Below are 5,941 nucleotides of genomic sequence, written 5' to 3'. Positions count from 1 at the left end.
CGAAAAGTTCATCACGCTCGCGCTGAACAACACGGACGCGCGCGTGCGCGCCGGCAAGCCGGTGTCCCCGGGCTTCCTGTTCGCCACACTGCTATGGCACGACGTCCAGCAGCGCTGGCAGAAATTCGAAGCTAACGGCGAATATCCGGTGCCCGCCCTGCATCGCGCGATGGACGAAGTGCTCGACATGCAGACTGAGAAACTCGCTATTCACAAGCGTTTTTCGTCGGATATGCGCGAGATCTGGGGCCTGCAGTTGCGCCTCGAGAAACGCTCGGGAAGAAGCGCGCTGAAGCTGCTGGAACACCAAAGATATAGAGCGGGGTATGATTTCCTCCTGTTGCGCTGCGAATCGGGCGAACTCGATGAGTCGGTCGGTGCGTGGTGGACGGAGTTCATCGAAGGAGACATCGCTGCGCGCGAGACATTGCTTACGCAAGGCGGGACGGACCGGAGCCCCAGAAAACGCCGGCGGCGCAGCAGTGGCGCCAGAAACCGCAAACCGGGCGACGGAATGGAGGGCGGCACGCCAGCCGAACGCACAGCCAACGACGTGGGCCATGACGGCTCGCACGAAGACTGACGCGGCGTTTCGCTGAAGTCGTCGAACGATAGTCGTAGGAAGTTATGCCATGACGGTTGCTTATCTCGGCCTCGGCGCGAATCTTGGGGACGCGCGCCAGACCCTGAAAGACGCGGTGGTGTGCCTCGCACAACAGCACACCATCAACGTGCTCGCCAAGTCGAGCCTGTATCGCACCGCCCCGATCGACGCGGGCGGCGATGACTATTTCAACTGCGTCGTGAAGGTCGATACGACACTCCCCGTGCGGCATTTGCTCGCGCTATGCCACAAGATCGAGCATCAGTTCGGCCGTGAACGGCCGTTTCGCAATGCACCGCGCACGCTCGATCTGGACATTCTGCTGTTCGGCGATCAATCGATCGACGAAGCCGATCTGATCGTGCCGCATCCGCGTTTGATCGAGCGTGCGTTTGCACTCGTGCCGCTCGTCGAGATCGACCCGGCGTTGATCATCCCGCAACACGGCCGTGCCGAGGCGCTGCTCGAGCGCGTAAGCGATCAGCGTATCGAAAAGGTGAAGGGGCCCTGCCAGTGCCCCATGCTCAATGCATTGACCGCCGGCGCCGCTGCTGGCGTCAAGGGTCGTTGCGAATGAATTCGCCGCCGCTTACCGTCACCGCGCCGCAATTACGGCCACCCTTCGGCTATCTCGCGATCGAAGGGCCGATCGGCGTCGGCAAAACCTCACTCGCGCGGCGGCTCGCGCAACGCTGGTCGATGCAGGAATTGTTCGAGCGGCCGCAGGACAATCCCTTTCTCGAACGCTTTTATCGCGACACCGCGCGTTATGCGCTGCCCGCACAATTGCACTTCGCGTTGCAGCGCGCCCAACAGGCCCAGGAAGTGGTGGCCGCGCACGTGGCGGGCACCCCGCTGATCGCCGATTTCATGACGCAGAAGAACGACATCTTCGCGCGTCTGACGCTGCAGGAAGACGAGTGGCAGCTATATCGCGCCCTCGCCGCGCGACTCGACGTGAGCGCGCCCGCGCCGGATTTCGTGGTCTATCTGCAAGCCAGTCCTGAAGTGCTGTTCGCGCGCATCCAGAAGCGCGCGGTGCCCATGGAACTGCAGATTTCCGACGCCTATCTGCACGCGCTCTGCGACGCCTACAACGAGTTTTTCTATCACTACGACCGCACGCCCGTGCTGACGGTCAACGCTGAACATCTGAATCCGCTCGACTCGAACGCGGACCTTGCGCTACTCGCCGAACGCATCGAAACCATGCGTGGCCGCAAGGAATTCTTTGTCAAAGGCACGTCGCTCTAAGCGGCGCGCCCCCTCTCTTTTGCTACGGATTTCCTCATGACCTATTTGCAGGAAGCGAGCCGGAACGCTATCACCGTGCCGAAACTGCAGGCGATGCGCGACGCCGGCGAAAAGATCGCCATGCTGACCTGTTACGACGCGAGCTTCGCCGCGCTGCTGGATCGCGCGGGTGTCGACGTGTTGCTGATCGGCGACTCGCTTGGCAACGTGCTGCAAGGCCAGACGACCACGCTACCGGTGACGCTCGCGGAGATCGCGTATCACACGGCGAGCGTCGCGCGGGCGCGGCCTTCGGCGCTGGTGGTGGCCGACCTGCCGTTCGGCACGTACGGCACGCCGGAAGACGCCTTCAGGAGCTCGGTGGAGCTCATGCGTGCCGGCGCGCAGATGGTGAAGCTCGAGGGTGGTGAGTGGCTCGCTGACACGGTGCGCTTTCTGGTCGAACGGTCGATTCCGGTGTGCGCGCACGTCGGTCTGACGCCGCAATCGGTGCATGCGTTTGGCGGCTTCAAGGTCCAGGGCAAGACCGACGCCGGCGCGAGCCAGGTACTGCGCGACTCGCTTGCCGTGCAGAACGCGGGCGCCCAGCTGATCGTGATTGAAGCGATTCCAACGCTGCTCGGGACTGAAGTGACAAAGCAATTGCGGATTCCGACGATCGGTATCGGCGCGGGCCTCGACTGCTCGGGGCAGGTGCTGGTGCTGCACGATATGCTGGGGATTTTCCCCGGCAAGCGGCCGCGCTTCGTGAAGGATTTCATGCAAGGGCAGCTGAACATTCAGGCTGCCGTTGAAGCGTATGTGCGAGCGGTGAAGGACGGCTCGTTCCCTGGGCCCGAGCATACGTTCTGAACGCACGCCCTGATCGACGTTGCGGAAATCCGCAACCACGCCGCCACACCACATGAGGTGCGGGGATCCACATGGCACGCACGCCTGTCCGGATGGATGACCCGCTTGCTGCATGTTCGCCACAGTTGAGCAACCGCGCGGCCGCGGCACGCGATGTCCAACGCCCGCAGCGCGGCTCCGTTGGCCTTTTAGCTTTAGCCCAGCACGTGCGCCTGCACCGCGCCTCGCAATGCGTTGCACACGAGAAGCGCTTCGGCATTCTGCACATCGACTCGCGTCAACACGCGTTCAGCGGCGTGAAGGGCGGTATCCTCCAGCAGCACGCCCCGCATGATCCCGGGCAGTACGCCCGACTTTAATGGCGGCGTCCACCATCGTCCCGCCAGCTTCACAAACACATTCGACCGCCCTCCTTCGGTCAATTCGCCGCGCTCGTTAAAGAACAGCGTATCGAAAGCACCTTTTGCTTCCGCTTCGCGCCAGCCGCGATCATATTCGGCGCGGTGCGTGGTTTTGTGTCGCAACAGCAGATCATTGGCATCAGTTGCGGGAAAACCGTGGTCCGGTCCGAGCAGAACACCGACGGTTGAGTCGATCAGCGGCGTCAGCACTGCCGCGATTATTTGCACCGTGCCATTTTTGCTCAACGCGACGCGCATACGATGCGGGATTTGCGCGGGCAACGCCGCACATTTCTCTGTGATTTGCGCGCGAATTTCATTTTCTTCGTCGAGCTTGAAACCGAATGTCGCGGCACTGGCTGAGAGTCGTGCGAGATGGCGCGACAGATGCCGCACGCCCTCTTCCCGCGTCGCATACATCGTCTCGAACAGGTCGAAACCCGGCGCGGCGCCGGTCAGAAAGCGGGCCTTCCATTGACACTCCGCATATTCGTCAGCGGCGACACTGTCGAGAACGATGCCCCCGCCAACGCCCATCTTGCCTTGCCGCTCACCGCCTGGCCGCGCGGCTGGGCTCAAGGTCAACGTGCGGATCGCGACAGACAGGCAGAAGTTGCCGCAGGCGGTGTCGTTGGGTGTGTCGTTGGCTATAGAAGCGGAAGCGGAAGCGGAAGCCGCTGCGGCAGTCGCCGCGGGCGCATCGAGCCAGCCAATCGCGCCCGTATAAAGCCCCCGCGGTGTGCTTTCGAGCTCGTCGATCAATTGCATTGTGCGATGCTTCGGCGCGCCGGTGATCGAGCCGCACGGAAACAACGCGCGCAAGATCCCGGCGAAAGACGTGCCGGCGTGCAGCGTCGCATGCACCGTCGACGTCATCTGCCACACCGACACATACGGCTCGACCGAAAACAGCGCCGGCACCTTGACCGAACCTGTCTGCGCCACGCGCGACAAATCGTTGCGCAGCAGGTCGACGATCATCACGTTCTCGGCGCGATTCTTCGGGTCGTTTGCAAGGAACTCAGCGGCATGACGATCGGCCACAGGATCGGCTGAGCGCGGCGCCGTGCCTTTCATCGGCCGGGCGTGCAAGGTGACGCCTTCTTTCTCGATGAACAATTCGGGCGAGCACGACAGCACCCATTCGTCGTCCGGCAGCGCGATCAGCGCACCGTACCGCACCGGCTGACGCGCCCGCAGGCGTCGATAAAGCGCGGTCGGCGAACCGAATACATCGAAACCAAGCCGGTACGTGAAGTTGACCTGATAGGAATCGCCGGCGCACAGGGCGGCATGGATCGCCGCGATCGCTTCGTTGAATTGCTTTGGATCGACGCTCGCGCGCACGTTCGCCGTGCCCGCCACAGACGGCTCGGGCGCGCCGCCGTCGCGCTCCGCGAGCCACGCATCCACCTCGTCGCGCGACAGTTTCTCGCAATGTTCAAACAATAAAAAACGCAGCGTGGCATCGCCACGCTGCGTTTCTTTCCATGCCCAGTGAGTCAGGCCGCTGTCGAGAAGTCTCCGGCCAAACTCGTAGTCGGCGAGCACGACGGCATGCAAACCTTGCCGCGTGTCCGCGGCCACGGTCTCGCACACGACTTCGAGTTGCGCAGCGTCCGCGCAAACCCGTTCCTGCACAAAGCCCGTGTACAGACGACTCGAACGGCGCGCCGCTGTCGCGTCGCAATCGTCGAGTAACGCGAACACTGCGTCGCGCTCATCTGCCGTCATGATTACCGCCAGATCAAACCACTATTAATCGAAGAAGCTTTTCACCCGATCGAACCAGCTCTTGCTCTGCGGGCTATGCCGCGCGCCCCCCTCGACCAGCGCCTTTTCGAACTGCTTGAGCAGATCGCGCTGTGGCTCAGTGAGCTTGACCGGCGTTTCGACTTGCACGTGCACGTAGAGATCGCCGGCGATGCTCGAACGCAGCCCCTTGATGCCCTTGCCGCGCAGACGGAACGTCTTGCCCGACTGCGTGCCTTCCGGCACCGTGAAGCTCGCGCGGCCCGCGAGGGTCGGCACTTCGATCTCACCGCCGAGTGCCGCCGTGGTGAACGGAATCGGCATCTGGCAGTGGAGGTCGTCGCCGTCGCGTTCGAACACCGAGTGCTGCTTGATATGAATCTCGACGTACAGATCGCCCGACGGACCGCCATTGATACCCGGTTCACCGTTGCCGGCCGAGCGGATGCGCATGCCGTCGTCGATACCTGCCGGGATCTTCACTTCCAGCGTCTTGGTTTCCTTCACCTTGCCCGCGCCATGGCAATGGCCGCACGGCTCAGGAATATAGGTGCCGGTGCCGTGGCACTTCGGGCAGGTTTGCTGGATGCTGAAAAAGCCTTGTGACATCCGCACCGAACCCGAACCGCTACAGGTCGGGCAGGTCTCCGGCTTGGTGCCGGGCTTGGCGCCCGAACCGTGACAGACTTCGCACGACACCCAACTCGGCACGCGAATCTGCGTGTCGTAGCCATGTGCCGCCTGTTCCAGCGTGATTTCCATGCTGTAGCGCAGATCGGCGCCGCGATACACCTGCGGGCCTGCACGGCCGCCACCGCCGCGTGCGGCACCGCCGGCCGCCTGGCCGAAGATGTCGCCGAAAATATCGCCGAACGCATCGGCAAATCCGCCGAAGCCTTGCGCACCGGCTCCGCCCATGTTCGGATCGACGCCCGCGTGGCCGTACTGATCGTACGCGGCGCGCTTTTGCGAGTCCGACAGCATTTCATAGGCTTCCTTCACCTCTTTGAAATGCTCTTCCGCATCCTTGTTGCCCGGATTGCGGTCGGGGTGATGCTTCATCGCAAGCTTGCGATAA

At 62.8% G+C, this 5,941-nt stretch carries 5 protein-coding genes and 1 pseudogene; 4 read left to right on the top strand and 2 right to left on the bottom strand.

Annotation, left to right across the window (positions count from 1 at the left end):
• From QOC89_RS30750 to panB, 4 genes and pseudogenes are all read left to right on the top strand, one after another.
• A pseudogene (locus QOC89_RS30750) lies at positions 1 to 583 on the top strand (polynucleotide adenylyltransferase PcnB); the annotation flags it as partial.
• 49 nt (positions 584 to 632) lie between these two features.
• Positions 633 to 1,181 (top strand): 2-amino-4-hydroxy-6-hydroxymethyldihydropteridine diphosphokinase, encoded by a 549-nt coding sequence (gene folK, locus QOC89_RS30745; protein ID WP_323048493.1) that lies wholly within the window; start codon positions 633 to 635, stop codon positions 1,179 to 1,181.
• Positions 1,178 to 1,858 carry a deoxynucleoside kinase gene (locus tag QOC89_RS30740; protein WP_323048492.1) on the top strand — a complete coding sequence of 227 codons (681 nt, stop codon included), beginning with the start codon at positions 1,178 to 1,180 and terminating at the stop codon, positions 1,856 to 1,858. Before folK ends, QOC89_RS30740 begins: the two co-directional genes overlap by 4 nt.
• 36 nt (positions 1,859 to 1,894) lie before the next feature.
• Positions 1,895 to 2,710 carry a 3-methyl-2-oxobutanoate hydroxymethyltransferase gene (panB, locus tag QOC89_RS30735; RefSeq protein ID WP_323048491.1) on the top strand — a complete coding sequence of 272 codons (816 nt, stop codon included), beginning with the start codon at positions 1,895 to 1,897 and terminating at the stop codon, positions 2,708 to 2,710.
• A 194-nt stretch (positions 2,711 to 2,904) separates the two neighbouring features.
• Here the strand turns inward: panB and pabB are convergent, their stop codons facing one another.
• Both pabB and dnaJ read right to left on the bottom strand, forming a co-directional pair.
• Positions 2,905 to 4,845 (bottom strand): aminodeoxychorismate synthase component I, encoded by a 1,941-nt coding sequence (gene pabB, locus QOC89_RS30730; protein WP_323048490.1) that lies wholly within the window; start codon positions 4,843 to 4,845, stop codon positions 2,905 to 2,907.
• A 24-nt stretch (positions 4,846 to 4,869) separates the two neighbouring features.
• On the bottom strand, positions 4,870 to 5,941 hold a 1,072-nt coding region (gene dnaJ / locus QOC89_RS30725), incomplete at its 5' end, for a molecular chaperone DnaJ (protein ID WP_323048489.1).

The sequence above is a fragment of the Paraburkholderia sp. genome, assembly GCF_034668105.1.
Classification (GTDB): Bacteria; Pseudomonadota; Gammaproteobacteria; order Burkholderiales; family Burkholderiaceae; genus Paraburkholderia.
The sequence above is the reverse complement of the archived record's forward strand: the minus strand, read 5'-3'. Positions and strand labels throughout refer to the sequence as shown.

What these genes read in the sequence shown, in the direction of transcription:
- folK (WP_323048493.1), top strand. Translation starts at nt 633, where the DNA reads ATGACGGTTGCTTATCTCGGCCTCGGCGCGAATCTTGGGGACGCGCGC.
- QOC89_RS30740 (WP_323048492.1), top strand. Translation starts at nt 1,178, where the DNA reads ATGAATTCGCCGCCGCTTACCGTCACCGCGCCGCAATTACGGCCACCC.
- pabB (WP_323048490.1), bottom strand. Translation starts at nt 4,845, where the DNA reads ATGACGGCAGATGAGCGCGACGCAGTGTTCGCGTTACTCGACGATTGC.
- panB (WP_323048491.1), top strand. Translation starts at nt 1,895, where the DNA reads ATGACCTATTTGCAGGAAGCGAGCCGGAACGCTATCACCGTGCCGAAA.